Origin of the sequence: Streptomyces sp. NPDC001843 (genome assembly GCF_042891955.1) — a bacterium.
Taxonomy (GTDB): domain Bacteria; phylum Actinomycetota; class Actinomycetes; order Streptomycetales; family Streptomycetaceae; genus Streptomyces.
In genome coordinates, this window is the sequence record NZ_JBIATQ010000016.1 from 65,893 (window position 1) to 91,181 (window position 25,289).

30 protein-coding genes are annotated in these 25,289 nt (G+C 70.5%); 26 read left to right on the top strand and 4 right to left on the bottom strand.

All coding sequences use genetic code 11. The annotated features are described in order from the left end of the window. Window position 1: 1 nt before the first annotated feature. The gene (locus tag ACFYZQ_RS33000; RefSeq protein ID WP_389155806.1) at window positions 2-835 is read right to left on the bottom strand and encodes a methyltransferase domain-containing protein; all 834 of its coding nucleotides are present in this window, start codon (window positions 833-835) and stop codon (window positions 2-4) included. A gap of 199 nt (window positions 836-1,034) precedes the next feature. Between ACFYZQ_RS33000 and proS the strand changes: the two genes are divergently transcribed. From proS to ACFYZQ_RS33090, 18 genes are all read left to right on the top strand, one after another. Continuing rightward, window positions 1,035-2,450, top strand: coding sequence for a proline--tRNA ligase (gene proS / locus ACFYZQ_RS33005; RefSeq protein WP_389155808.1), 1,416 nt, complete (start codon window positions 1,035-1,037; stop codon window positions 2,448-2,450). Window positions 2,451-2,710: 260 nt separating this feature from the next. Beyond that, window positions 2,711-3,313 (top strand): hypothetical protein, encoded by a 603-nt coding sequence (locus tag ACFYZQ_RS33010; protein WP_388796572.1) that lies wholly within the window; start codon window positions 2,711-2,713, stop codon window positions 3,311-3,313. Window positions 3,314-3,588: 275 nt separating this feature from the next. Beyond that, on the top strand, window positions 3,589-4,008 hold the full coding sequence (gene rpsP, locus ACFYZQ_RS33015) for a 30S ribosomal protein S16 (protein WP_389155811.1): 420 nt from the start codon (window positions 3,589-3,591) through the stop codon (window positions 4,006-4,008). Window positions 4,009-4,013: 5 nt separating this feature from the next. After that, window positions 4,014-4,253: an RNA-binding protein gene (locus ACFYZQ_RS33020; protein WP_003973401.1), complete on the top strand. Its 240-nt coding sequence runs from the start codon at window positions 4,014-4,016 to the stop codon at window positions 4,251-4,253. A gap of 106 nt (window positions 4,254-4,359) precedes the next feature. Next, window positions 4,360-4,938, top strand: a complete 579-nt coding sequence (gene rimM, locus ACFYZQ_RS33025; RefSeq protein WP_389155814.1) for a ribosome maturation factor RimM — start codon at window positions 4,360-4,362, stop codon at window positions 4,936-4,938. Beyond that, a complete protein-coding gene (trmD, locus tag ACFYZQ_RS33030) occupies window positions 4,938-5,771 on the top strand; it encodes a tRNA (guanosine(37)-N1)-methyltransferase TrmD (RefSeq protein WP_389155817.1) in 834 nt (277 codons plus the stop codon). The genes rimM and trmD overlap by 1 nt, the downstream gene beginning before the upstream one ends. Window positions 5,772-5,906: 135 nt before the next feature. Next, the gene (rplS, locus tag ACFYZQ_RS33035) at window positions 5,907-6,257 is read left to right on the top strand and encodes a 50S ribosomal protein L19 (protein WP_061925786.1); all 351 of its coding nucleotides are present in this window, start codon (window positions 5,907-5,909) and stop codon (window positions 6,255-6,257) included. 45 nt (window positions 6,258-6,302) lie between these two features. Then, window positions 6,303-7,004 (top strand): signal peptidase I, encoded by a 702-nt coding sequence (gene lepB / locus ACFYZQ_RS33040; RefSeq protein WP_389155820.1) that lies wholly within the window; start codon window positions 6,303-6,305, stop codon window positions 7,002-7,004. Then, window positions 6,997-8,091, top strand: coding sequence for a signal peptidase I (gene lepB, locus ACFYZQ_RS33045; RefSeq protein ID WP_389155824.1), 1,095 nt, complete (start codon window positions 6,997-6,999; stop codon window positions 8,089-8,091). Before lepB (ACFYZQ_RS33040) ends, lepB (ACFYZQ_RS33045) begins: the two co-directional genes overlap by 8 nt. After that, window positions 7,982-8,950 carry a signal peptidase I gene (lepB, locus tag ACFYZQ_RS33050; RefSeq protein ID WP_389155827.1) on the top strand — a complete coding sequence of 323 codons (969 nt, stop codon included), beginning with the start codon at window positions 7,982-7,984 and terminating at the stop codon, window positions 8,948-8,950. Before lepB (ACFYZQ_RS33045) ends, lepB (ACFYZQ_RS33050) begins: the two co-directional genes overlap by 110 nt. A gap of 58 nt (window positions 8,951-9,008) precedes the next feature. Then, complete coding sequence (lepB, locus tag ACFYZQ_RS33055; RefSeq protein ID WP_389155830.1) at window positions 9,009-9,794, top strand: signal peptidase I; 786 nt, start codon at window positions 9,009-9,011, stop codon at window positions 9,792-9,794. After that, complete coding sequence (locus ACFYZQ_RS33060) at window positions 9,784-10,308, top strand: NUDIX hydrolase (RefSeq protein WP_389155832.1); 525 nt, start codon at window positions 9,784-9,786, stop codon at window positions 10,306-10,308. The genes lepB (ACFYZQ_RS33055) and ACFYZQ_RS33060 overlap by 11 nt, the downstream gene beginning before the upstream one ends. Window positions 10,309-10,363: 55 nt before the next feature. Beyond that, window positions 10,364-10,672 (top strand): DUF2469 domain-containing protein, encoded by a 309-nt coding sequence (locus ACFYZQ_RS33065; protein WP_003965949.1) that lies wholly within the window; start codon window positions 10,364-10,366, stop codon window positions 10,670-10,672. 88 nt (window positions 10,673-10,760) lie between these two features. Beyond that, a complete protein-coding gene (locus ACFYZQ_RS33070; RefSeq protein WP_389155835.1) occupies window positions 10,761-11,135 on the top strand; it encodes a YraN family protein in 375 nt (124 codons plus the stop codon). After that, a complete protein-coding gene (locus tag ACFYZQ_RS33075; protein ID WP_389155838.1) occupies window positions 11,135-12,760 on the top strand; it encodes a YifB family Mg chelatase-like AAA ATPase in 1,626 nt (541 codons plus the stop codon). The genes ACFYZQ_RS33070 and ACFYZQ_RS33075 overlap by 1 nt, the downstream gene beginning before the upstream one ends. Then, window positions 12,757-13,917 carry a DNA-processing protein DprA gene (dprA, locus tag ACFYZQ_RS33080; RefSeq protein ID WP_389155841.1) on the top strand — a complete coding sequence of 387 codons (1,161 nt, stop codon included), beginning with the start codon at window positions 12,757-12,759 and terminating at the stop codon, window positions 13,915-13,917. Before ACFYZQ_RS33075 ends, dprA begins: the two co-directional genes overlap by 4 nt. Window positions 13,918-14,229: 312 nt before the next feature. Next, window positions 14,230-15,087 carry an RNA polymerase sigma factor WhiG gene (gene whiG, locus ACFYZQ_RS33085; RefSeq protein WP_388796535.1) on the top strand — a complete coding sequence of 286 codons (858 nt, stop codon included), beginning with the start codon at window positions 14,230-14,232 and terminating at the stop codon, window positions 15,085-15,087. 34 nt (window positions 15,088-15,121) lie between these two features. Further along, window positions 15,122-15,679 carry a TetR/AcrR family transcriptional regulator gene (locus ACFYZQ_RS33090; protein WP_389156042.1) on the top strand — a complete coding sequence of 186 codons (558 nt, stop codon included), beginning with the start codon at window positions 15,122-15,124 and terminating at the stop codon, window positions 15,677-15,679. Between the two features lie 24 nt (window positions 15,680-15,703). Here the strand turns inward: ACFYZQ_RS33090 and ACFYZQ_RS33095 are convergent, their stop codons facing one another. Beyond that, window positions 15,704-16,288, bottom strand: coding sequence for a peptidoglycan DD-metalloendopeptidase family protein (locus tag ACFYZQ_RS33095; protein ID WP_389155844.1), 585 nt, complete (start codon window positions 16,286-16,288; stop codon window positions 15,704-15,706). Between the two features lie 282 nt (window positions 16,289-16,570). Between ACFYZQ_RS33095 and rpsB the strand changes: the two genes are divergently transcribed. The 6 genes from rpsB (at window position 16,571) to ACFYZQ_RS33125 (ending at window position 21,558) form a co-directional block, all read left to right on the top strand. Continuing rightward, complete coding sequence (rpsB, locus tag ACFYZQ_RS33100) at window positions 16,571-17,494, top strand: 30S ribosomal protein S2 (protein ID WP_389155847.1); 924 nt, start codon at window positions 16,571-16,573, stop codon at window positions 17,492-17,494. 149 nt (window positions 17,495-17,643) lie between these two features. Then, window positions 17,644-18,480, top strand: coding sequence for a translation elongation factor Ts (gene tsf, locus ACFYZQ_RS33105; protein WP_389155850.1), 837 nt, complete (start codon window positions 17,644-17,646; stop codon window positions 18,478-18,480). Between the two features lie 203 nt (window positions 18,481-18,683). After that, entirely contained in the window at window positions 18,684-19,442 is a 759-nt protein-coding gene (gene pyrH / locus ACFYZQ_RS33110) for a UMP kinase (protein WP_388796523.1), read from the top strand. 137 nt (window positions 19,443-19,579) lie between these two features. Further along, on the top strand, window positions 19,580-20,137 hold the full coding sequence (gene frr, locus ACFYZQ_RS33115) for a ribosome recycling factor (RefSeq protein ID WP_014675285.1): 558 nt from the start codon (window positions 19,580-19,582) through the stop codon (window positions 20,135-20,137). Next, window positions 20,137-21,258 carry a phosphatidate cytidylyltransferase gene (locus ACFYZQ_RS33120; RefSeq protein WP_389155853.1) on the top strand — a complete coding sequence of 374 codons (1,122 nt, stop codon included), beginning with the start codon at window positions 20,137-20,139 and terminating at the stop codon, window positions 21,256-21,258. The genes frr and ACFYZQ_RS33120 overlap by 1 nt, the downstream gene beginning before the upstream one ends. A gap of 120 nt (window positions 21,259-21,378) precedes the next feature. After that, on the top strand, window positions 21,379-21,558 hold the full coding sequence (locus tag ACFYZQ_RS33125) for a hypothetical protein (protein ID WP_389155855.1): 180 nt from the start codon (window positions 21,379-21,381) through the stop codon (window positions 21,556-21,558). A gap of 48 nt (window positions 21,559-21,606) precedes the next feature. Here the strand turns inward: ACFYZQ_RS33125 and ACFYZQ_RS33130 are convergent, their stop codons facing one another. Further along, on the bottom strand, window positions 21,607-22,365 hold the full coding sequence (locus ACFYZQ_RS33130; protein ID WP_389155857.1) for a LysR substrate-binding domain-containing protein: 759 nt from the start codon (window positions 22,363-22,365) through the stop codon (window positions 21,607-21,609). A gap of 9 nt (window positions 22,366-22,374) precedes the next feature. Here ACFYZQ_RS33130 and ACFYZQ_RS33135 point away from each other — a divergent pair, with 9 nt between their 5' ends. Next, the gene (locus ACFYZQ_RS33135) at window positions 22,375-22,692 is read left to right on the top strand and encodes a LysE family translocator (RefSeq protein ID WP_389155860.1); all 318 of its coding nucleotides are present in this window, start codon (window positions 22,375-22,377) and stop codon (window positions 22,690-22,692) included. Between the two features lie 40 nt (window positions 22,693-22,732). Here the strand turns inward: ACFYZQ_RS33135 and ACFYZQ_RS33140 are convergent, their stop codons facing one another. Next, window positions 22,733-23,854: an FAD-dependent oxidoreductase gene (locus tag ACFYZQ_RS33140; RefSeq protein ID WP_389155863.1), complete on the bottom strand. Its 1,122-nt coding sequence runs from the start codon at window positions 23,852-23,854 to the stop codon at window positions 22,733-22,735. A 316-nt stretch (window positions 23,855-24,170) separates the two neighbouring features. On the opposite strand from ACFYZQ_RS33140, the gene rlmN reads away from it, so the two are divergent. Then, complete coding sequence (rlmN, locus tag ACFYZQ_RS33145) at window positions 24,171-25,277, top strand: 23S rRNA (adenine(2503)-C(2))-methyltransferase RlmN (protein WP_389155866.1); 1,107 nt, start codon at window positions 24,171-24,173, stop codon at window positions 25,275-25,277. Window positions 25,278-25,289: the final 12 nt, after the last annotated feature.

Below are 25,289 nucleotides of genomic sequence, written 5' to 3' on the forward strand. Positions count from 1 at the left end.
TCTAGGGAACGCGGGCGATCAGGTAACGGAAGACGTTCGGCATCCAGACGGTGCCGTCCCCCCGCCGGTACGGGTGCAGCGCCTCCGCCAGCTCCTTGCCGACCCGCTCCTGGTCGGTCGCGGCGATCGCCCCGTCGAGCAGACCCGTCGACATGAGGCCGCGTGCGGCGCTGTCGAGGTCGGCGTACCCGAAGGGGCAGGAGACCCGGCCCGAACCGTCCGGTTTCAGCCCGGCCCGCTGGGCGACGTCCTCCAGGTCGTCGCGCAGGGCGGGGCGCCACCGCGCGCGTCCGGCTGCCGTCCGCAGCACCGCCGACGTGGCGCAGCGTTCCGGCGGGCCCCAGCCGGCGAGCACCACGGGCGCCCCGCGCCGGGCGAGCGGGATCGCCGCGGCGAGCAGCTCGGCGAGGTCCTCGGAGCCGGCCGCCAGGGACCCGACGGGGTCGAAGGCGGTGACGAGGGTGTAGGCGGGGGTGTCCGGGCCGGCCGCGTCCCGGACCGATCCGGCGAGGATCCGCGTACGGGCACGCGCGCGTGTTGTCCAGCCGTCCGGTTGCAGACGTTGCCGCGCGAGGGCGAGTCGTTCGGGCGAGGAGTCGACACCGGCGACCGCGGCCCCTCTGGAGGCCGCCATCAGCAGGGCGAGTCCGGAGCCGCAGCCGAGACCCAACAGCCGTGTGCCGGGGCCTGTTTCAAGTCGCTCGTAGACGGCCTCGTAGAGCGGGACCAGCATCCGCTCCTGAATCTCGGACCAGTCACGCGCGCGTGCGCACAGGTTCACACGGGGAGCCGCCCCCGCATGAGACAGGTGTTGTCGCACGAGCGTAGGTGTCATAGGTAAGCGCCCCAATCCGCAGAGAGTTGCCGCTGTGCCCCGTCACGTGGCCCCCGTGCCGTGCGCTCGCACATTCCACGTATGTCAGGTAACTCCGGGCTCGCGGCGGCGTCCAGTGGCCGAGGGGCCCTCTTTGTGCCTTCCCGGTGCCTGTGGCGAGAATTCACATCCTCGCAACGTGAGCCCGTACCATCTCGCCATGGCCAAGGCACCCGTTCTCACACCCCGGGCGGACGACTTCCCCCGCTGGTACCAGGATCTGATCAGCAAGGCGGAACTGGCCGACAACGGCCCGGTGCGCGGCACCATGGTCATCCGACCGTACGGATACGGACTGTGGGAGCGGATGCAGGCGGAGATGGACGCCCGCATCAAGGAGACCGGCACCCAGAACGCGTACTTCCCGCTGCTGATCCCGCAGTCGTACCTCACCAGGGAGGCCGACCACGTCGAGGGGTTCGCGCCCGAACTGGCGGTGGTCACCCACGGCGGCGGCAAGGAGCTGGAGGAGCCGGCGGTGGTCCGGCCGACCTCCGAGATGATCATCAACGACTACTTCTCAAAGTGGGTGCAGAGCTACCGTGACCTGCCCCTGCTGATCAACCAGTGGGCCAACGTGGTCCGTTGGGAGCTGCGGCCCCGACTGTTCCTGCGCACGACCGAGTTCCTGTGGCAGGAGGGCCACACGGCGCACGCCACCTACGAGGACGCCCGTGACTTCGCCTCGCACATCCACCGCGAGGTGTACGAGGACTTCATGACGAACGTCCTCGCGATGGACGTGGTCGCGGGACGCAAGACCGCCAAGGAGCGGTTCGCCGGCGCCATCAACACCCTCACACTCGAAGGCATGATGGGCGACGGCAAGGCCCTGCAGATGGCCACCAGCCACGAGCTGGGCCAGAACTTCGCCAAGGCCTTCAACACCCAGTACCTGTCCCAGGAGGGCAAGCAGGAGCTGGTCTGGCAGACCTCGTGGGGTTCGACCACCCGCATGATCGGCGCCCTTGTGATGATGCACGGCGACGACAACGGCCTGCGTGTCCCGCCGCGCCTCGCGCAGACCCAGGTCGTCGTCCTCGCGATCAAGGGCGACGACGCGGTTCTGGCCAAGGTCCGGGAGATCGGCGACCGGCTGAAGGCGACGGGTCTGCGGGTCCTGGTCGACGACCGCACCGACACGCCCTTCGGCCGCCGAGCCGTCGACTGGGAGCTCAAGGGCGTGCCCGTGCGCGTCGAGGTCGGCCCCCGCGACCTGGAGAACGGCACCGCGATGCTCGCCCGGCGCATCCCCGGGGGCAAGGAGCCGGTGAAGATCGACACGCTCGCGGACGTCCTGCCCGGCCTGCTGGAGGAGGACCAGGCGCTGCTGCTGAGCCAGTCCCGTGAGCGGCGCGAGTCCCGCACCACGGACGTGTCCTCGATCGACGAGGCCGTGGAGGCGGTCGGCGCGGGCGGCTGGGCGCGCATCCCGTGGGCGACGCTCGGCGCGGACGGCGAGGCCAAGCTGGCCGAGCAGGCGATGACCGTACGGTGTCTGGTCGCCGAGGACGGGTCGGTACCGGCCGACGAGGACTCCCCGGGTAACGTCGCGCTCGTCGCACGCGCTTACTGAGGGCGGCCCTTCCGGTCGGCGAGCGGCCGAAACGCCTCTTGCGGCTCCTGCGGAACACGGCGGCCCGGCGCGCGGACACCAGGTACGCGCCGGGCCGTACGTTGCACTACGTACCGGCTTGTTACGACCTGTGCGGCATATCCGCAGATCAGCGCACCCGCCCTCGTCAGGACGCATCAGGGGCAACTGACGGGTACGTGCAAATTATTTGGGATGCCCCGGAATCGGAACACAGCGGCACCCCGGCTCGTTGTCATTACGTGAGCACGACACAGACACCACCTGTCCTCGCCGCAGAGCTGGCGCAGGCGTGGTCCGACATCCAGCGGTACCACCCCGAGCTGCCTGACCTTGCCGCGCCAGAGTCCCTGATCGGAGAGTCCTCGTCCGCCTGCGGACACGAGCTCTCCTTCGAGCGACTGCTGCACGAAGCAGTCCACGGCATCGCCGCCGCGCGCGGAGTGCGCGACACCTCCCGCGCCGGCCGCTACCACAACCGCCGATTCCTCGCGATCGCCGAGGAGCTGGGCCTGGACCACCCCGACGAGCCGCACCCCAGCAGCGGCTTCTCGCTGGTCACGCTCAACCCCGAGGCGAAGCGTCGCTACCGGTCCACCATCGAGCGCCTGCAGCGCGCCCTCAAGGCCCACACGGCGGCCACGTCCGCCGACACCTCCCGTACGTTCCGCGGCCCGGCCGCCCGCCACGGCTCGTCCGGCGGCGGCGTCCGCGTCAAGGCGGTCTGCGACTGCGGCCGCAACGTCCGGGTGGTCCCGTCGGTCCTGGCGCAGGCCCCGATCGTGTGCGGCGGGTGCGGCAAGCCGTTCCGGATCCCGGAGGTCGTGGGGGCGGCGGCGAGCTGAGGTTACGGCTGTTCGTGGCAGCCGTAACCCGGTCCCGCCCGGCGGGCGGGCACCCGACGTACCTCACCTCCGCGCCGGGTGCCTCTCAGGCATGCCCGCACGGCCCCCGTACCTAAGCGACCCGCCGGGTATGGCACAATGGCTAGCTGTACTCGACAGCCGCACAGGACCCCTCTCTCCTCCGGCTGACGCGTCCATCGGGCACTCGGGTACCGCAACCCCACGCGGCCGTCTCGCCGTGCCCAACCACGTCAAATCCAGGAGAACCCACTCCCGTGGCAGTCAAGATCAAGCTGAAGCGTCTGGGCAAGATCCGTTCGCCTCACTACCGCATCGTCGTCGCCGACTCCCGTACCCGCCGTGACGGCCGGGCCATCGAGGAGATCGGCAAGTACCACCCGACCTACAACCCGTCGGTCATCGAGGTGGACGCCGAGCGTGTGGCGTACTGGCTGGGTGTCGGCGCGCAGCCGACCGAGCCCGTGCTCGCCATCCTGAAGAAGACCGGCGACTGGCAGAAGTTCAAGGGCGAGCCCGCCCCGGCGCCGCTGCTCGTCGCCGAGCCGAAGTCCACCCGCCCGTCGTTCGACGCTCTCGGCGGTGACGACGAGGGCAAGGGTGAGGCGATCACCCAGAAGAAGAAGGCTGAGAAGAAGGACGAGGCCGCGGCTGAGTCCGAGTCGACCGAGGCCTGAGCAGCATGCTCGAAGAGGCGCTTGAGCACCTCGTGAAGGGCATCGTCGACAACCCTGACGATGTGCAGGTCGCCTCGCGCAACCTGCGCCGCGGGCGCGTCCTCGAGGTCCGGGTGCACCCCGACGACCTCGGGAAGGTGATCGGCCGCAACGGCCGCACCGCGCGCGCCCTGCGCACCGTCGTGGGCGCCATCGGCGGCCGTGGCGTCCGCGTCGACCTCGTCGACGTGGACCACGTCCGCTGATCGTGTAGCAGCACCGGCTCGGGCCGGGGAAGGCCTTCGGGCCGTCCCCGGCCCGTAGTCGTATGAGCCGTCCCCGGCTCGTCGTTCCGACAGGAGAGCAAGCACAGTGCAGCTGGTAGTCGCACGGATCGGCCGCGCCCACGGCATCAAGGGCGAGGTCACCGTCGAGGTCCGTACCGACGAGCCGGAACTCCGGCTCGCACCCGGTGCCGTACTGACCACGGAACCCGCCTCCGCGGGGCCGCTCACCATCGCCACCGGCCGGGTGCACAGCGGCCGGCTCCTCTTGCGCTTCGAGGGCGTCGCCGACCGCAACGCCGCCGAGGCGCTGCGCAACACCCTCCTGATCGCCGAGGTCGATCCGGACGAACTCCCCGAGGAGGAGGACGAGTACTACGACCACCAGCTCGTCGACCTCGACGTGGTGACCGAGGACGGCGCGGAGGTCGGCCGGATCACCGAGATCTCGCACCTGCCCACGCAGGACCTGTTCATCGTGGAACGCCCGGACGGGACCGAGGTCATGATCCCGTTCGTCGCGGAGATCGTCACCGAGATCGACCTGGAGGAGCAGCGGGCGGTCATCGCCCCGCCGCCGGGCCTGATCGACGACCGCGCCGAGATCGCGTCCTCGCGCGACGCCGGGGAAGCCGGGAACGCCGGGGACTCCGGGGGCGATGCCTGATGCGCCTCGACGTCGTCACTATCTTCCCCGAGTACCTGGAACCGCTGAACGTCTCCCTCGTCGGCAAGGCACGCGCGCGTGGACAGCTGGACGTACGGGTGCACGACCTGCGCGCGTGGACCTACGACCGCCACAACACCGTCGACGACACCCCGTACGGCGGCGGCCCCGGCATGGTCATGAAGACCGAGCCCTGGGGCGACGCCCTCGACTCCGTCCTCGCCGACGGCTACGAGACGGGCTCCCACGCGCCCGCGCTGATCGTCCCCACCCCCAGCGGCCGCCCCTTCACCCAGGAGCTTGCCGTCGAGTTGTCCGAGCGCCCCTGGCTGGTCTTCACCCCGGCCCGCTACGAGGGCATCGACCGGCGCGTCATCGACGAGTACGCCACCCGGATACCGGTGTACGAGGTGTCCATCGGCGACTACGTGCTCGCCGGCGGCGAGGCGGCCGTACTCGTCATCACCGAGGCCGTGGCGCGGCTGCTGCCCGGCGTCCTCGGCAACGCCGAGTCCCACCGCGACGACTCCTTCGCGCCCGGCGCGATGGCGAGCCTCCTGGAGGGCCCCGTCTACACCAAACCGCCCGTCTGGCGCGGCCGCGACATCCCGGACGTGCTGCTCAGCGGCCACCACGGAAAGATCGCCCGCTGGCGCCGGGACGAGGCACTCAGGCGTACGACGGTCAACCGGCCCGATCTCATCGAGCGCTGCGATCCCAAGGCGTTCGACAAGAAGGACCGAGAGATGCTGTCCATCCTGGGCTGGGAGCCCGACCCGGACGGCGAGCCCTACGGCCGATTTTGGCGCAGGACCGAGGGCGTGGAAGAATAGACCGCTGTTGTGCGTCCGTCCGGTGTGCGCCCCTGCCACAGGGGGAAACGACGTCCGCCCCGACGTGCACGGCAGTCCTCCTGGAAACCTAGTTCCCGTTGATGACCTGTGGCATCAGCGAAGAAAGCAGACGAAATGTCTCACCTGCTCGACACCGTCGACTCCGCGTCGCTGCGCAGCGACATCCCGGCCTTCCGCCCGGGTGACACCGTCAACGTCCACGTCCGCGTCATCGAGGGCAACCGCTCCCGTGTGCAGCAGTTCAAGGGCGTTGTGATCCGCCGCCAGGGCTCCGGTGTCCGCGAGACCTTCACGGTCCGCAAGGTCTCCTTCTCGGTCGGCGTCGAGCGCACCTTCCCGGTGCACACCCCGATCGTGGAGAAGATCGAGCTCGTCACCCGTGGTGACGTGCGCCGCGCCAAGCTGTACTACCTGCGCGAGCTGCGCGGCAAGGCCGCGAAGATCAAGGAGAAGCGCGAGAGCTGAGCTCTCCGCGGAGGTCACAGCGGGGGCGGATAGCATCTGGCCCCGATGGACGCCGAAGCACAGCCCACGGAGCGCGACCGCTCCTCCTGCCCCGACGACACCGGAGGCACGGAGGAACGGTCGCGTTTCGCGTTGGTGTCGCGGATCACCGACTGGCTGCCGGGCGGGCGGATCACCCTCACCCTCCTCGTCTGCCTGGTGTTCCTGCTCCTCCTCAGCACGTTCGTGGTTCAGCCCTTCCAGATTCCCAGCGGATCCATGGAACAGGGATTGAGGATCGGGGACCGCGTTCTCGTAAATAAGTTGGCGTACCGTTTCGGTGCCCAGCCGCGCCGTGGCGACGTGATTGTGTTCGACGGCACCGGGTATTTCGGGGACGCCGACTACGTCAAACGCGTTGTGGGTGTAGGGGGGGACCACGTGGTCTGCTGCGACAAGGAGGGGAGGATCGAAGTGAACGGCCGGCCGGTCGACGAAACGGCGTTCCTCTACCCCGGGGACAGCGCGTCCGACGTGCCCTTCGACGTCGAGGTGCCCGACGGCACCCTCTTCGTCCTCGGCGACCATCGCAGCGACTCCAGCGACTCCCGCGACCACCTGGGCTCGCCGGGCGGCGGCATGATCCCCGTCGGTGACGTGATCGGGAGGGCCGACTGGATCGTGTGGCCGTACGACCGTCTCACACGACTGAGGCGACCCGCCGCCTACGCGCGCGTGCCCGCCACCGCGGAGGGCGCCCATGGGTAACCGCGGCAAACCACGCGGCGTGCCCGGAACCCCCGCCGACAGCCTGCTGCCCACCGGGCTGCGCCGCACCTCCAGTCCGTCGTCCGGCGGGCGCAGCCGCGCCGAGCGGCGCAAGCTGCAGCGCAAGGTCAAGCGCAAGCGCAGGCGCGGCGCCATGCGGGAGATCCCTCTCCTGGTGGGCGTGGCCGTGCTCATAGCGCTCGTGCTGAAGACCTTCCTCGTCCAGGCGTTCGTGATCCCCTCGGGCTCCATGGAGGAGACGATCCGGATCGGCGACCGCGTCCTGGTCGACAAGTTCACCCCGTGGTTCGGCTCCAAGCCGCAGCGCGGCGACGTCGTGGTGTTCCACGATCCGGGCGGCTGGCTCAAGGACGAGCAGACCACCACGACCAAGAACGACCCCGTGGTGGTCAAGCAGGTCAAAGAAGGGCTTCAGTTCATCGGCCTGCTGCCCTCCGACAACGAGAAGGACCTCATCAAGCGGGTCATCGGGGTCGGTGGTGATCACGTCAAGTGCTGTGACGCGCAGGGCCGGGTGACGGTCAACGGCGTTCCCCTGAGCGAGACCGACTACCTGTACCCGGGCAACGCCCCGTCCCTCATGCCGTTCGACATAACCGTCCCCAAAGGGCGGCTGTGGGTGATGGGCGACCACCGGGGCAACTCGGCGGACTCCCGCTATCACCAGAACACCAAGTACGGCGGCACGGTCTCCGAGGAGTCGGTCGTCGGACGCGCCATGGTCATCGGCTGGCCACTGGGTCACTGGACCCGTCTCAAGGAACCGCAAACCTTTTCTTCCGTCACCGACGCGGGGTCCACGACGGCCTCGTCACCGCAGCCGTCGCATAGGGTTGTCACCGACGATCCGAACGGAACGATCCAACTCCCGAGCCCTGCGGAACTTCCGCTCGTTATGGGAGTGGTGGGCCTGCACCGTGGATGGGGCAGGCGGCGGCACAGAGTGAGGAGTTGGCGTGGGGGATGTGGCCCTTGGCGCACGGTCAGGACACGACGGCGAGGAGGACCGCGGACGCCCCGTGGACGCGACCCCCGGCGCGGACGACGCCGTGACCTCAGGGAGTGATCCCGCGGCGGGCGCCGGTGACGGTGCGGCGCCGGGCGAGCAGCAGCCCCCGACCGGGGACCAGGGTGCCGGTGGCTCGACGCCGGCTCCGAGGAAGCCGCGCTCCTTCTGGAAGGAGCTGCCGATCCTGATCGGCATCGCGCTAGTGCTGGCCCTGCTGATCAAGACGTTCCTGGTGCAGGCCTTCTCGATTCCCTCCGACTCGATGCAGAACACCCTGCAGGAGGGCGACCGGGTCCTCGTCGACAAGCTCACCCCGTGGTTCGGCTCCGAGCCGGAGCGCGGCGAGGTCATCGTCTTCCACGACCCCAGCGAGTGGCTGGCCGGTGAGCCCACACCCGAACCCAACGCCGTGCAGAAGGTCCTCAGCTGGATCGGCCTGATGCCGTCGGCGGAGGAGAAGGATCTGATCAAGCGGGTGATCGGAGTCGGTGGTGACACCGTCGAGTGCAACAAGACCGGCCCGCTGAAGGTCAACGGCAAGGCACTCAACGAGCCGTACGTCTACCCCGGCAACACGCCCTGCACGGACGACGACTCGGGCGGCCAGTTCAAGGTCAAGGTGCCCAAGGGCTACGTCTGGGTCATGGGCGACCACCGCCAGAACTCCCGCGACTCGCGCTACAACCAGGACGACAAGTTCCACGGCATGGTTCCGGTCAAGGACGTCGTCGGACGCGCCATCGTGAAGGCCTGGCCGATCAACCGCTGGGGCACGCTGCCGGTTCCGGACACCTTCGACCAGCCGGGCCTCGACCAGCAGTCGGCCGCCGCGGCGCCCCTCTCCGTGGCCCCGCAGGCCATCGCTCTGACGGGTGTGCTTCCGGTGGCGGTGTGGCGGCGGAAGCGCAAGAGCTGACCAAGATCGGGAAAGAGGGGCTGCCCCCGTTCGGTACCGCCGGGTAGGGTGCGGGGCCATGGGTGGCGAGAGCACGACGCGTACGGCCCCGCACAGCGGCGGGAGCACAGCAGCGGCACAGACAGGCAGCCGGCTGGGACAGCGGCTGTCCGGGGTGGTCGTGGCACTGGGCCTGGTGATGTTCCTCGGCGGGTTCGGTTGGGGGGCGGTGGCCTACCGGCCGTACACCGTGCCCACCAGTTCGATGTCGCCGACGATCGCCGCCGGCGACCGGGTGCTCGCCCAGCGCGTCGACGGCGACGAGGTACGACGCGGCGACGTCGTGGTCTTCCGGGACAAGACCTGGGTGACGGGCGCCAACGTGGTCAAGCGCGTGGTCGCGGTCGGCGGTGACACCGTCGCCTGCTGCACCGACGGCAAGCTGACCGTGAACGGCAAGCAGATCGACGAGCCGTACCTGCCCAAGGGCAGTCCGGCCGAGGACAAGCAGATCCCGACGGTGACCGTGCCCAAGGGCCGGCTCTTCCTCCTCGGCGACGAACGCCAGGGATCCCTGGACTCCACCGCACACCTCACCGACGCCGCCAGCGGCACCGTCTCCCGCAGCGCCGTCTCCGCCCGCGTCGACGCCGTCGTCTGGCCCATGAACGGCATGCTGAAGCGCCCCACCGGCTTCGAGACCCTCGGCGCACTCTCCCAGCCGGGTCCGCTGCGCACGATCGTCTGGCTGATCGTCGGCGGCGCCGTGCTCATCCTGGGCGGCTCGGCCTACGGCCCGGTCGCCAAGCGACTGGGCGGCAACCGCTCCCCGGCGCGAACGGCGGAGCCCGCCGGTGCCCGCTGAGGCCACGGAGCCGGGCCGGGACTCCCGCGGCGGCGGGCTGCGCAAGGTGGCCCGGGTGATCCTGCTGGACCCCGACGACCGCATCCTGCTCCTGCACGGCCACGAGCCGGACGACCCGGCCGACGACTGGTGGTTCACCCCCGGCGGCGGACTGGAGGGCGACGAAACGCACGAAGAGGCCGCACTGCGGGAACTCGCCGAGGAGACCGGCATCACCGAGGTCGAACTCGGCCCGGTGCTGTGGCGGCGCACGTGCTCGTTCCCGTTCGCCGGCCGCCGCTGGGACCAGGACGAGTGGTACTACCTGGCCCGTACGGCCCAGACCGAGACCCGCGCGGCGGCCCTCACCGAACTGGAGCGGCGCAGCGTCGCCGGAGCACGCTGGTGGACGTACCGGGAACTCACCCGGGCACATGAGACGGTGTATCCGACCAGACTCGCCGAGCTCCTGGGCAGGCTGCTCGACGAAGGTCCCCCGGCCAGGCCCGTGACCCTTGACCCGGAAATCGTCTAGGGGCCTGCGGGACTGACGCACAATGGGGGGATCGCACGGTGAAGGGGAACATGCCATGAGCGCCGAGGACCTCGAGAAGTACGAGACCGAGATGGAGCTGAAGCTCTACCGGGAGTACCGCGATGTCGTCGGTCTGTTCAAATACGTGATCGAGACCGAACGGCGCTTCTATCTCACCAACGACTACGAGATGCAGGTGCACTCGGTCCAGGGTGAGGTGTTCTTCGAGGTGTCCATGGCGGACGCCTGGGTGTGGGACATGTACCGGCCGGCCCGCTTCGTGAAGCAGGTGCGTGTCCTCACGTTCAAGGACGTGAACATCGAGGAGCTGAACAAGAGCGACCTGGAGCTCCCGGGCGGGTGACGGGGTTGTCCACAACCGCGGACTTGTCCACCAAGATCCAATAGTCCGCTGAGCTGCCCTCATCGTTGGCGCCGGAGGTGGTGCCGACATGAGGGCACGCAACGCACAACGCAGTGCGACGGGCAAGTACGGCGAGGACCTGGCCGCGCGGCGGCTGGGGGCGGCCGGGATGACCGTCCTGCAGCGCAACTGGCGCTGCGGCAGGACGGGTGAGATCGACATCGTGGCCAGGGACGGCGACGTCCTTGTGATCTGCGAGGTCAAGACCCGCCGGGCGGGCTCCTTCGAACACCCCATGGCCGCGGTAACACCGGCCAAGGCGCAGCGCCTGCGCGGCCTGGCGGAACGCTGGACCCAGGAACACGGGGGCGCCCCGCCGGGCGGCGTCCGCATCGACCTGATCGGTGTCCTGCTCCCCGATCGCGGCTCGCCCGTGGTCGAGCACGCACGGGGGGTGGCCTGATGGGATTCGCCCGAACGTGTGCGGTGGCGCTGGTGGGCGTCGAGGGCGTGGTGGTCGAGGTCCAGGCCGACCTCGAACCGGGCGTAGCGGCCTTCACCCTGGTGGGCCTGCCCGACAAGAGCCTCACGGAGAGCCGGGACCGGGTGCGGGCGGCGGTCGTCAACTCGGGCGGCGAGTGGCCGCAGAAGAAGCTCACGGTGGGCCTGAGCCCGGCCTCGGTACCCAAGGCCGGCAGCGGCTTCGACCTGGCCGTCGCCTGCGCGGTGCTCGGTGCCGCCGAGCGGATCGACCCGCGGGCCCTCGCCGACATCGTGATGATCGGTGAGCTGGGACTGGACGGCCGGGTCCGCCCGGTCCGGGGCATCCTGCCCGCCGTGCTGGCCGCGGCGGACGCGGGGTACGAGCAGGTGGTCGTCCCCGAGTGCGCCGCCGCCGAGGCCGCTCTGGTGCCCGGTGTCTCGGTGCTCGGCGTCCGCAGCCTGCGGCAGCTGATCGCCGTCCTGACCGACGAACCCGTACCCGACGAGGAACCGGACGAACCGGGGCGCCCGGACCCGCTCCTCGCCGGGCTGCGCGCGCCCGGCGCGGGAGCGGCCACCGGCATGCACGGCGTCGGCGACGCGCAGCACGAGCAGGCCCACGACCTCGCCGACGTCGTCGGCCAGCGCTCGGCCCGCACGGCGGTGGAGGTGGCCGCCGCGGGAGGACACCACATCTTCCTGGAAGGACCCCCGGGCGCGGGCAAGACCATGCTCGCCGAGCGGCTGCCAGCCGTCCTGCCCCGCCTCGGCCGCCAGGACTCCCTGGAGGTGACGGCCGTGCACTCGGTCGCCGGGCTCCTGCCGCCGGGCAAGCCCCTGGTCGACACCGCTCCGTACTGCGCCCCGCACCACTCGGCCACCATGCAGTCCCTCGTCGGCGGCGGCCCGGGCATCGCCAGGCCCGGCGCCGTCTCGCTGGCGCACCGGGGCGTGCTCTTCCTGGACGAGGCCCCCGAGTTCCACAGCCACACGCTCGACGCGCTCCGGCAGCCCCTCGAGTCGGGCCATGTGGTGATCGCGCGCAGCGCGGGCGTCGTGCGGTTCCCGGCGAGGTTCCTGATGGTGCTCGCGGCCAACCCGTGTCCCTGCGGACGGTTCTCGCAGCGCGACTCCCTGTGCGAATGCCCGCCCTCGGCGATCCGCCGCTACCAGTCCCGGCTCTCCGGCCCCCTGCTCGACCGCGTCGACCTGCGCGTCGAGGTGGACCCCGTCACCCGGACCGAGCTCACCGGACCCGGTGCGCGTGGCGAGTCCACGGCGACGGTCGCCGACCGGGTCCGGGCGGCCCGGGAACGGGCCGCCGCCCGCCTCGCCGGAACCCCGTGGCGGACCAACAGCGAGGTGCCGGGCAGGGAGCTGCGCGGCCGCTGGCACGCGGCGAGCGGTGCGATGGACGAGGCGGAGCGGAACCTGGAGCGGGGCGTGCTGACCGCCCGGGGGATCGACCGCGTGCTGCGGGTCGCCTGGACGGTGGCGGACCTCGTCGGCCACGACCGGCCGGACGCCACGGACGTCGCCCTGGCCCTCCAACTGCGCACCGGCGTCCCCCGTGGCGTACCGATGGCCATCGGAGCGCTGACGTGAGCGCGGCGGACGCTGCGCCCGAGGAGCGGCTGTGCCGGGTCTTCCTCACCCGGGTACTCGAACCCGGTGACGAGGCCGGCGGCCGCTGGGTGCGGGAGCACGGGGTCCGGGAGGTGGCCCGGCGGCTGCGGGAGGGGCGTGAGCCGCTGCCCGGGGTGAGCGGCACCCGGTGGGCGGGGCTGCGGGCCCGGGCCGGGCGGGCCGAGCCCGAACGGGACCTGGAGGTCGCGCGGGCGGCCGGGGTGCGGTTCGTGTGCCCCGGGGACGCCGAGTGGCCGGGCCAGCTCGACGACCTGGGGGACGCCCGGCCCCTGGGGCTGTGGGTGCGCGGCCGGGCCGGCCTGCGGATGTGGGCGCTCAGATCGGTCGCCGTCGTGGGCGCCCGGGCCTGCACCGAGTACGGTGCCCACACGGCGGGCGTGCTCTCCGCGGGGCTCGCCGAGCGGGGCTGGGTGGTCGTCTCCGGCGGCGCGTACGGTGTCGACGGCGCCGCACACCGGGGCGCCCTCGGCGCGGGCGGTGCCACCGTCGCCGTCCTCGCCTGCGGTGTCGACCGGCCCTACCCGCGCGGGCATGCCCAGCTGATCGCCAGGATCGCGCACCAGGGGCTCGTGATCGGGGAGCTGCCGCCCGGTGATCACCCGACACCGAGCAGGTTCATCCTGCGCAACCGGGTGATCGCGGCACTCACCAGGGGCACCGTGGTCGTGGAGGCCGCCTGCCGCAGCGGCGCCCTGGTCACGGCGCGGGCGGCGCAGCGGCTCGGACGGTTCACCATGGGCGTGCCCGGACCCGTCACCAGCGCCCTCTCTGCGGGGGTGCACGAGCTGCTGCGCGGCGAGGCGGTGCTCGTGACCGACGCCGCCGAGGTCGTCGAGCTGGTCGGCGAGATCGGCGACCTCGCCCCGGCCCGGCGCGGCCCGGTCCTGCCGCGCGACCTGCTGGAGCCGGACGCCCGGCGCGTCCTGGCCGCCCTGCCCGCACACCGGCCGGCCCCGTCCGGGGAGATCGCGTGCGGCGCGCAGACCACGCGGGACGAGGCGGTCGCCAGACTGTACGAACTCCGAGCACTTGGTTACGTGGAACGACACGGCGACGGCTGGAAGTTGACACGCCAGGCGATGAACCCGGTCGAGGACGATCGGACCCGATGTTGACCGAGCGTGTTCGGCCGTCCGGGGGAACCCCCGACACCCTTGGGTTTTCTCGGAGTTGGCACCCCCGGACGATCACACAGAGCAATGCGTCCGACGGGCGTGGACGCGCCGTCACGGGTGTCCCCGCAGGGGGTGACGCTCGCCGTTCGCGCACCGCGACTCCTCAGTCACGCTACGCTCACGAAGGCTTCGACACAGACCGCGGCAACTCGACACCAGACAGACACCTCACCCACGCGATCCCTCTTCGGTCCACTCCTCTCAGTTACAGCACTTCACGGCACTTCACGGCAGAACGGCACAAGGCGACGAATGCCCCAGCACACCTCCGGGTCCGACCGGGCGGCGATCCCCCCAGCCGCCCGCGACGGTGGCAGCGTGCGGCCGCCCGCTCCCTCGACGCTCGACGAGCTGTGGCGGTCCTACAAGGCGACGGGGGACGAGCGGCTGCGGGAGCAGCTGATCCTGCACTACTCGCCGCTGGTGAAATACGTGGCGGGGCGGGTGAGCGTCGGTCTGCCGCCCAACGTGGAGCAGGCCGACTTCGTGTCCTCGGGGGTCTTCGGGCTCATCGACGCGATCGAGAAGTTCGACATCGACCGGGAGATCAAGTTCGAGACGTACGCGATCACCCGGATCCGCGGGGCCATGATCGACGAACTGCGGGCCCTGGACTGGATCCCCCGGTCGGTGCGGCAGAAGGCGCGGAACGTCGAGCGGGCGTACGCGACGCTGGAGGCACGGCTCAGACGTACCCCCACGGAGCCCGAGGTGGCCGCCGAACTGGGCATCGAGGTGGACGAACTGCATGCGGTCTTCAGTCAGCTGTCGCTGGCCAACGTGGTGGCGCTGGAGGAGATGCTGCACGCCGGCGGTGAGGGTGGCGAGCGGCTGACCCTGATGGACACGCTGGAGGACACCGACGCCGACAACCCGGTCGAGGTGGCCGAGGACCGCGAGCTCAGACGGTTCCTGGCGCGGGCGATCAACACGCTGCCGGAGCGGGAGAAGACCGTCGTGACGCTCTACTACTACGAGGGGCTCACGCTCGCCGAGATCGGCAACGTGCTCGGGGTCACGGAGAGCCGGGTCAGCCAGATCCACACCAAGTCGGTGCTGCAACTGCGGGCCAAGCTGGCGAGCTTCGCCCCCAGGGCGACTGATTTGTAAAGTTGTCGACGTGCCAAGGATTCGAGCGGCCTCCGTGGCCGAGCACCGGTCGATGCAGCGAGCCGCCCTCCTGGACGCGGCGCGGTCCCTGCTGTCCGAGGGCGGGACGGAGGCGCTGACCTTCCCCGCCCTCGCCGAGCGGACGGGGCTGGCGCGGTCGTCCGTGTACGAGTACTTCCGGTCGCGGGCCGCCGTGGTCGAAGAGTTGTGCGAGGTCGACTTCCCGGTGTGGACGGCCGAGGTGGCTGCGGCGATGGAGCGGGCGGACACCCCCGAGGGCAAGGTCGAGGCCTATGTGCGCCGGCAACTGGCCCTCGTCGGGGACCGGCGGCACCGTGCCGTCGTGGCGATCTCGGCGAGCGAGCTGGACGCCGGGGCGCGGGAGAAGATCCGCGCGGCCCACGGTGGGCTGGTCGCGATGATCGTCGAGGCCCTGGGGGAGATGGGGCATGCGGAGCCCCGGCTCGCCGCCATGCTGCTGCAGGGCGTCGTGGACGCGGCCGTGCGGCGGATCGAGCTGGGCGCCGCCGAGGATCCGGCCGAGATCACGGAAGCCGCGGTGGGTATGGCTCTGCACGGCGTACGGGGCTGACGCCGGCCGCGTCGGCCGCCGGCGTTACCCGGGCAGCGGAACGCCCAGCACCGGAAGCAGTCTCGACGGCCCTCCGCGCAGCAGCCACGGTGGGAGCAGGGACAGCGGGTCCAGATAGGTGTGCCCTCTGACCAGGCCCCAGTGCAGGCACCCGCCCCCGCAGTGCCCGCCCGTGGACTCCACCCTGCCCACCGTCTCACCCGCTTCCACCGTGTCCCCCTTCCGCACGGAGGGCGTCACCGGCTCGTAGGTCGTGCGCAGGCCGGTGCCCGCCAGCTCCACGGCCACCACCCCCCGCCCGGCCACCCGCCCCGCGAAGGAGACCCGGCCCGCCGCCACCGCCCGTACCGGAGCCGGAGCGGCGGCCGCCAGGTCCACGCCCCGGTGGCCCGGGCCGTACACCGACGCCGGGGGCTCCCAGCCGCGTACCACCGCCGGCCGGGTTCCCACCGGCCAGGCCCGGCCGATCGCCGGGACCGGTGGCTCGGCGGCCGGGGGGCCAGGGGTGTCCGCCCGCGCCAGGGAGGACAGGGCCAGGGGAGACAGGGCACTCACCGACAGGGCCAGCGGTAGGAGCAGCCACAAGCCCGCACATCGTTTCGCTCGCATGCGAGAACCGTCCCGCACCGCCGCCGGCCCCACCCCGATCTGTGGACGGCACACGGGTTGTGGACATGGGCGTCACCCGGCGGCTCGCCGGTCCCGTACACTTCTTGTGGCGATCCGGGTCACCGGGTCGACTTCGCACGCCCCGACGCGAGGCGTGACCGGCGACGGTCCGTTCGTGTCAGCGCCCCTCGGTCCTCATGTGGCAACGGCGCATCGCGGGCGTCAGGCGCGGGAGCCGTCCGGCATCCGCGGCACAACCGAGAAATTCAAGGAGATACGGCCATGGCCGTCGTCACGATGCGGGAGCTGCTGGAGAGCGGCGTCCACTTCGGTCACCAGACCCGCCGTTGGAACCCGAAGATGAAGCGCTTCATCTTCACCGAGCGCAACGGCATCTACATCATCGACCTGCTCCAGTCGCTGTCGTACATCGACCGCGCCTACGAGTTCGTCAAGGAGACCGTCGCCCACGGCGGCACGGTCATGTTCGTCGGCACGAAGAAGCAGGCGCAGGAAGCCATCGCCGAGCAGGCCACCCGCGTCGGCATGCCCTACGTCAACCAGCGCTGGCTGGGCGGCATGCTCACCAACTTCTCCACCGTCTACAAGCGTCTGCAGCGCCTGAAGGAGCTTGAGCAGATCGACTTCGAGGACGTCGCGGCCTCCGGTCTGACCAAGAAGGAGCTGCTGGTCCTCTCCCGCGAGAAGGCCAAGCTGGAGAAGACCCTCGGCGGTATCCGCGAGATGCAGAAGGTGCCCAGCGCCGTCTGGATCGTGGACACCAAGAAGGAGCACATCGCGGTCGGCGAGGCCCGCAAGCTCAACATCCCGGTCGTCGCCATCCTCGACACCAACTGCGACCCCGACGAGGTCGACTACAAGATCCCGGGCAACGACGACGCGATCCGCTCCGTCACCCTGCTCACCCGTGTGATCGCCGACGCCGTCGCCGAGGGCCTCATCTCCCGCTCTCGCGTCGCCACCGGTGACAAGGGCGAGAAGGCCGCCGGTGAGCCGCTCGCCGAGTGGGAGCGCGACCTGCTCGAGGGCGAGAAGAAGGCCGACGAGGCCCCGGCCGCCGCCGAGGCTCCGGCTGCCGAGGCTCCGGCTGCCGAGGCCCCCGCCGCCGAGGCCCCCGCCGCCGAGGCCCCCGCGGCCGAGGCTCCGGCTGCCGAGGCTCCGGCCGCCGAGGGCGAGCAGGCCTGACCTCAGCGTTGACGGCGGGGGCGGCATGAAGTCCGCCCCCGCTGTTCACCCGTAGGTCAGCACCGGGTCCGCGGTCCGCGCTACTTCAGTAGACCGCAGACCGCGCAGATCTCCGATCTCCCAAGACTTCGAGAAAGACTCACAGACTCATGGCGAACTACACCGCCGCCGACGTCAAGAAGCTCCGTGAGCTCACCGGCGCCGGCATGATGGACTGCAAGAAGGCGCTGGACGAGGCCGAGGGCAACGTCGAGAAGGCCGTCGAGGCGCTCCGCATCAAGGGCCAGAAGGGCGTCGCCAAGCGCGAGGGCCGCTCCGCCGAGAACGGCGCCGTCGTCTCCATCATCGCCGACGACAACTCCTCCGGCGTCCTGGTCGAGCTGAAGTGCGAGACGGACTTCGTCGCCAAGGGCGACAAGTTCCAGGCCGTGGCCAACACCATCGCCGAGCACGTCGCCAAGACCTCCCCGGCCGACCTCGACGCCCTGCTCGCCTCCGAGATCGAGGCCGGCAAGACCGTCCAGGCGTTCGTGGACGAGGCCAACGCCAACCTCGGCGAGAAGATCGTCCTGGACCGCTTCGCGCAGTTCTCCGACGGCTACGTCACCGCCTACATGCACCGCACCATGCCCGACCTGCCCCCGCAGATCGGTGTCCTCGTGGAGCTGGACAAGCCGAACGCCGAGGTCGCCAAGGGCGTCGCCCAGCACATCGCCGCCTTCGCGCCGAAGTACCTCGCCAAGGAGGACGTGCCGGCCGACGTCGTCGAGTCCGAGCGCCGCATCGCCGAGGAGACCACCCGCGCCGAGGGCAAGCCCGAGGCCGCGATCGCCAAGATCGTCGAGGGTCGGCTGAACGGGTTCTTCAAGGACGCCACGCTGCTCGGCCAGCCGTATGCGCTGGACAACAAGAAGTCGGTCCAGAAGGTTCTGGACGAGGCCGGTGTCACCCTGAAGCGCTTCACGCGCATCAAGGTCGGCATCTGAGTCCGTACCGCGATCGACGCGTGACCCTGGGGAAATCCCGATAGGGTCGACAGCAGTCGTCCGCGTACACCGCCACACCCGGGCATGTGGCGGACGACAGCAGAACTGACGAGGAGGCCATTGCCGCGCATGGGAGCGAGAAGCGACCCCAACCGGCAGTGGCCTTCTTCGCATGTGCACCACGTAACAGAGGCGGGATCCCCATGACCACCAAGGACCAGAAGAGCGACGACGGCAAAGTACACGGCCGGTTTCTGCTGAAGCTGTCCGGAGAGGCGTTCGCCGGTGGCGGGGGCCTGGGCGTCGACCCGGACGTGGTGCACAAGATCGCCCGTGAGATCGCGGCCGTCGTGCGCGACGGTGCCGAGATCGCGGTCGTCATCGGCGGCGGCAACTTCTTCCGCGGCGCCGAACTCCAGCAGCGCGGCATGGACCGGGCCCGCTCCGACTACATGGGCATGCTGGGCACCGTGATGAACTGCCTCGCCCTCCAGGACTTCCTGGAGAAGGAGGGCATCGACAGCCGGGTGCAGACCGCCATCACCATGGGCCAGGTCGCCGAGCCGTACATCCCGCTGCGCGCCGTGCGCCACCTCGAGAAGGGCCGCGTGGTCATCTTCGGCGCCGGTATGGGCATGCCGTACTTCTCCACCGACACCACCGCCGCCCAGCGCGCCCTCGAGATCGACGCCGAGGCGCTGCTCATGGGCAAGAACGGTGTGGACGGGGTCTACGACTCCGACCCCAAGACCAACCCGGACGCGGTCAAGTTCGACGCCCTCGGCTACGGGGAGGTCATCACGCGCGACCTGAAGGTCGCCGACGCCACCGCGATCACCCTGTGCCGTGACAACAAGCTCCCGATCCTCGTGTTCGAGCTGCTGGCCGAGGGCAATATCGCGCGGGCCGTCAAGGGTGAGAAGATCGGCACCCTTGTGGGTGATCAGGGCAGCCGGGCCTGACCGGACCACCCGGGACCTCGCCGGGGGATGGACAATGACCTGCCGGTCGGGAACCGTGCAGGAAGAAGACGCGACGCAGCCGGCCGCCGCCGACAGGAACCGCAGCCGGGCCTACTCAAGACACGCAGGAGCAAGTGGTGATCGAAGAGACCCTCCTCGAGGCCGAGGAGAAGATGGAGAAGGCCGTCGTGGTCGCCAAGGAGGACTTCGCCGCGATCCGCACCGGTCGAGCACACCCGGCGATGTTCAACAAGATCGTGGCCGACTACTACGGCGCGCCGACGCCGATCAACCAGCTGGCTTCGTTCTCCGTGCCGGAGCCGCGCATGGCGGTCGTGACCCCGTTCGACAAGAGCGCGCTGCGCAACATCGAGCAGGCGATCCGCGACTCCGACCTGGGCGTCAACCCGAGCAACGACGGCAACATCATCCGCGTGGTGTTCCCCGAGCTCACCGAGGAGCGCCGCCGCGAGTACATCAAGGTCGCCAAGGGCAAGGGCGAGGACGCCAAGGTGTCCATCCGTTCCGTCCGCCGAAAGGCCAAGGACGCCATCGACAAGCTGATCAAGGACGGCGAGGTCGGCGAGGACGAGGGCCGCCGTGCGGAGAAGGAACTCGACGACACCACCGCGAAGTACGTCGCCCAGGTGGACGAGCTCCTCAAGCACAAGGAAGCGGAGCTTCTCGAGGTCTGATGAACGACTCTTCCTGGGGCGCTCCGCCGCAAACCGGGCCACCGGCCGGGTACTGGGGGCCCACCGACCGGGGACCGGTCCAGGGACCTGCCCCGGCAGGGCCCGCGTACGATGCGCAGGACGCGCAGCAGACTCGCCCCATGCCCAGCGTGCCCGACGTACCCGCGTTCGGCGGAGACCAGGAGACCCCGCAGGCCCACCCCTACGGACCGTATGACATGCCGCGGACGTCGCCCCCGGGGGCGACGCCGCAGAATCCGGAGCCCATGCCCGACGCCCCGCAGCCGGCGCCCGCGCCGCCGAAGAAGAGCGCGGGCCGGGACCTGGGTGCGGCCATAGGGGTCGGCGTCGGGCTCGGCGTGGTGATCGTCGCTTCCCTGTTCGTCGTCAAGGCCGTGTTCGTCGGCGTCATAGCGGTCGCCGTCGTCGTGGGTCTGTGGGAGCTGACCAGCCGGCTGCAGGAGCGCAAGGGCATCAAGGCGCCCCTGGTCCCGTTGGCGCTCGGCGGTGCGGCGATGGTCGTCGCCGGCTACCTCCGGGGCCCGGAGGGCGCCTGGGTGGCCATGGCACTGACCGCGCTCGCCGCACTGGTGTGGCGGATGACCGAACCGCCGGAGGGCTACCTCAAGGACGTCACGGCGGGCGTCTTCGCGGCGTTCTACGTCCCGTTCCTGGCCACGTTCGTCGCGATGATGCTCACCGCCGACGACGGCCCGTGGCGCGTGCTGACCTTCCTCCTGCTGACGGTGGTCAGCGACACCGGGGCGTACGCCGTCGGCTGGCGCTTCGGCAGGCACAAGCTCGCCCCGCGAATCAGCCCTGGCAAGACCCGCGAGGGGCTGCTCGGCGCGATCCTGTTCGCCATGGTCGCGGGCGCGCTGTGCATGCAGTTCCTCATCGAGGACGGCGCCTGGTGGCAGGGCCTCGTTCTCGGCCTCGCGGTCGCGGCCAGCGCCACGCTCGGCGACCTCGGCGAGTCGATGATCAAGCGCGACCTGGGCATCAAGGACATGGGCACGCTGCTCCCGGGCCACGGGGGCATCATGGACCGCCTGGACTCACTGCTGCCGACCGCTCCGGTGGTCTGGCTGCTGATGGTGACGTTCGTCGGCTCGGCCTGAGCCGCGCGCAGGACCTCACGGGCCCCCGTTCCGCACCGGAACGGGGCCCGGATTTCTGCGAACGGAGAGTGAGTACGCGTACTCATGTACGCCGGGACGCCGGCTGGCAGGCTCCGTGACATGACTGGCGACAGAGGGACGCTCACCGCTCTGCATCTCTTACTGGTCTGGGTGCTGGCGACGGCCGTGGTGCCGACGCTCGGCTTCGCGGTGTTCCTGTCGGCCTGGGGTGGTGGGGCCGGTGCCACGCTGCCGGTGTCACGCTGCACCCGCTGTCGGACGCGGAGCTGGGCGGGCTGATGCGGGAAAAGAAGATCGACCACAGGGTCTGAACAGGCAGGGCCACGGTCAGAACGTGACCTCCGGCGGGGAATCGGCCGGCACCGGTTCGCGGGGAGCCTCCCAGGTGGCGGTGATGTCGCCGGCGACGTCGCGCAGGAGGTCGATGAGCTTGTCCGCGAGTGGTGTGAGGCTGGCGTCGGTCCTGGTCAGGGCGTAGAGCTGGCGGTGGGGCCGGGGACGGGCCAGTTCGCGGTGGGTGGTGCCGGGGGTGTGGGTCAGGGCCAGGCGCGAGACCAGGGCCACTGCGCTGCCCGTGCCGACGAGGGCCTGGGCGACGTCGTACGACTCGGTCTCGAACCGCACGGTGGGAGTGAAGCCGGCCTCGCGGGCAGCGTCGTGGAACTGCTCGCGGGCGGCGTGGCCGGCCAGGATGGAAACCCATGACGCGTCGCGCAGTTGTTCCAGTTGCAGTTCGGTCTCCGGGGGCTGTCCGGTGGCGAGCGGATGGTCGTCGGGGAGAACCACGACCATCGGGTCCAGCAGGAGCGGGTGGGCGCGTAGCTGCGGGGGCGGCGCGAGCGGCGTGCCCCAGGACGCGACGATGGCCAGATCCAGACGGCCCGCGCTGATCTCGTCCGCTCCGCGTCCGGACACCACGTCGACGACGGAGACGTCGGCGTCCGGATGGCGGTGCCGCAGAGCCGTCAGGGCGGGCGGCAGCAGGTGCAGGGCGGCCGCCTGGAACGTTCCGATCCGCAGCCGTAGCGAGAGGTGGCCGAGCAGTGCGGCCAGTTGCGCCTCGGCCTTGTCCGATGCCTCGTCCACGGTCCGACCGTGCGAGGCGAGCAGCGCACCGGCCGCGGTGAGCGTTGCTCCGCGAGGACCACGGATGACCTGGGCAACCCGAAGGCCGGCGTGTTCGCCGTCTCGGTGCTGCCCCAGTTCGTGACGTCGAAAGGCCCGGTGTTCCTGTCGACCGTCGCCCTGGGTGCCTTGTGGGCACTCGTCAGCGCCTCCTGGTACGCCCTGCTCACCTGGGCCGTCGACCGAGGACGCGACCTGGTGTCCCGGCCGACTGTCCTGCGGGGACTCAACGTGACGACCGGCGTCGTCCTACTGGGGCTTGGCGCCGCGGTGGCAGCAGGCGTCTGAGCGCACCAGCATCACCGAACTCGCACTGAGCACTGAGGTATCAGGAGTGATCGAACAGAGTGACTACGCTCTGCGGTGCTTCCCGGCCGAAAAAGATCTCCAGGTTCTGCGCCGAGCGGCCGGCGGCGTCGCTACTGCGCTGGAACAGCCGCTCTTCGTAGGCGCTGAGCGCGACCTCGATGTCGGGTTGCTCAACCAGCTTGCCGGCCAGGTCCGCGCCGTCGTACATGGCGAGGTTCGCGCCCTCGCCGGCAAAGGGCGACATCAGATGCGCGGCGTCGCCGACGAGCGTCACTCCGGGCACCCTGTCCCATTCAAGCCCGACGGGAAGGGCGTAGATGGGTCGGAGCCACGGTTCCGCGTCGCTCTCCGTCACGAAGGCGGTGAGCAGCGGCGACCAGCCGTCGAACTCGTCGGCGAGTCGGCGGAGTCCCGCGGACGGGTCGCCGAAGTCGATCGACCTCATCCACTCTTCCGGCTTGTTCAGCGCCACGTATCCGCGCACGTGCCCGTCGGCGTAGCGATGGGCGATGATGCCTTTGGCCGGCGCGACCGCCATCAGCGTGCCGCTGCCGATCGCAGCCACGCTCGCCCGACAGTTCTGGCCGCCCGAGGTGAGGGCGATCTCGATGAAGCAGGTTCCGCTGAAGAGAGGCTCGGCGGGGGTGAGCAGCGGACGCACCTTCGACCAGGCGCCGTCCGCGCCGATGACGATGTCGGCGCGCGTGGCGGAACCTTCCGCGAAAGTGAGGACGTAGCCGCCCTCCGGACGGTGCCGGACCGAGGCGACCTTGTGACCCCACCTGATCGTCCCGGGCGCCAGCGAGTCGATGAGCAGGCGCCTGAGTTCACCACGATCCACTTCAGGACGGGCCGAACCGGGGTCCGCAGGCATGTCGAACAGGATCGTGCCGTGGCGGTCGACCACACGCTTGGCGTCCTCGCCCGGGCGGACCAGAGTGAGGAACTCGTCGTACAGACCGGCTGCGCGAAGCGCGATCTGTCCGGTCTCTTCGTGGATGTCGAGCAGGCCGCCCTGTGCACGGCTCGTCGCCGAAGCCTCACCCTCGTAGATCGTCGCGGCGACACCGTGAGCCTGAAGCACCCGGGCGAGCGTCAGCCCGCCCAGTCCCGCTCCGACGATGGCGATGGTCTTCTGCATGGTGCGCTCCTCTGTAGCGCCGACACGCGTCGGCGATGGACAGCGCCGTGAGCGGACGGGATGTCCGGTCTCGGCAGGAGACGCTCACCGATCAGAACCATCTGCATCGATGTATGTGCGATGCCCGGCGGGTGGACCCGCGAGACGTCGTTTTTCGCGACCCTGCGACTATAGCCCGGCATCCACCTCGCAGCGGTCGGGGCCGGGTCCGGGCCGTCCGAAGCCGACCAACGCTGACAGACAGCACCCACGGGTGACCGCCCCCACCCCGCTCCGGCCTGGGGGCCCGGAGTTGATCTGCCACACTGGAAGGGTTATGCCTGCACCCGGAGAACTCACTTTCGTCGCCCCGCGCGGAGCCAAGAAGCCGCCGCGGCATCTCGCCGACCTCACGCCCGCCGAGCGCAAGGACGTGGTGGCCGAGATCGGGGAGAAGCCGTTTCGTGCCAAGCAGCTCTCACAGCACTACTTCGCGCGGTACGCGCACGACCCGGAGCAGTGGACCGACATCCCCGCCGGGGCGCGCGGCAAGCTGCGGGAGGCGCTGCTGCCGGAGTTGATGACGGTGGTGAGGCATCTGTCGACCGACCAGGGGACCACCCGCAAGACGCTGTGGCGGCTGTTCGACGGGACGCTCGTCGAGTCGGTGCTGATGCGGTACCCGGACCGGGTGACGATGTGCATCAGCTCGCAGGCGGGGTGCGGGATGAACTGCCCGTTCTGCGCGACCGGGCAGGCGGGGCTCGACCGGAACCTGTCCACCGCCGAGATCGTCCACCAGATCGTCGACGGGATGCGCGCGCTCAGGGACGGCGAGGTCCCCGGTGGTCCGGCGCGGCTGTCCAACATCGTCTTCATGGGGATGGGGGAGCCGCTGGCCAACTACAAGCGGGTCGTCGGCGCCATCCGGGCCCTCACCGACCCCGCGCCGGACGGGCTGGGGCTGTCCCAGCGCGGCATCACCGTGTCCACCGTCGGGCTCGTCCCGGCGATCCACCGGTTCGCCGACGAGGGCTTCAAGTGCCGCCTCGCGATCTCGCTGCACGCGCCCGACGACGAACTGCGCGACACCCTCGTTCCCGTGAACACGCGCTGGAAGGTGCGCGAGGTGCTCGACGCCGGGTTCGAGTACGTCGAGAAGTCCGGGCGCCGGCTGTCCATCGAGTACGCGCTGATCCGGGACATCAACGACCAGGCCTGGCGCGGCGACCGCCTCGGGCGGCTGCTCAAGGGCAGGCCCGTGCACGTCAACCTCATCCCGCTGAACCCCACGCCCGGCTCGAAGTGGACCGCCTCCCGGCCGGAGGACGAGAAGGCGTTCGTGGAGGCCATTGCCGCGCATGGTGTGCCCGTCACCATCCGGGACACCCGTGGGCAGGAGATCGACGGGGCCTGTGGTCAGCTGGCGGCCACGGAGCGATAGGATCTGGCCACA